The 385-nt window shown below is 69.4% G+C and carries 1 pseudogene; it reads right to left on the reverse strand.

The annotated features are described in order from the left end of the window. Positions 1–42 precede the first annotated feature (42 nt). Positions 43–385 (reverse strand): annotated as a pseudogene (locus tag ACFIF2_RS35970) (2-oxoglutarate ferredoxin oxidoreductase subunit alpha); the annotation flags it as partial.

Raw genomic sequence — 385 nt, forward strand, 5'->3', positions numbered from 1 at the left:
ATGGACTGCTGTCCCTCGGCCCTGGGAACGAGCTTCAGTGCCTCAGTCATCGATGGCCTCCTTCAGCGCGGTGGCGAGCTGTTCCGCCTTGAACGGCATGCCGTTGACCTGGGTGTACGACCGTGCGTCGACGAGGTACTTCGCGCGGATGAGGGTGGCGAGCTGGCCGAGGTTCATCTCCGGGACGACCACGCGCTCGTACCGGGCGAGTACCGCACCGAGGTTGGGCGGGAAGGGGTTGAGGTGGCGCAGGTGCGCCTGGGCGATCGCCTGGCCCGCTGTCCGCAGCCGGCGTACGGCGGCGGTGATCGGGCCGTAGGTCGAGCCCCAGCCCAGCACCAGGGTCTTCGCGCTGTCCGGGTCGTCGACCTGGAGGTCGGGGACG

Source organism: Streptomyces sp. BK79, assembly GCF_044142145.1.
In the GTDB taxonomy this organism is placed as follows: domain Bacteria; phylum Actinomycetota; class Actinomycetes; order Streptomycetales; family Streptomycetaceae; genus Streptomyces.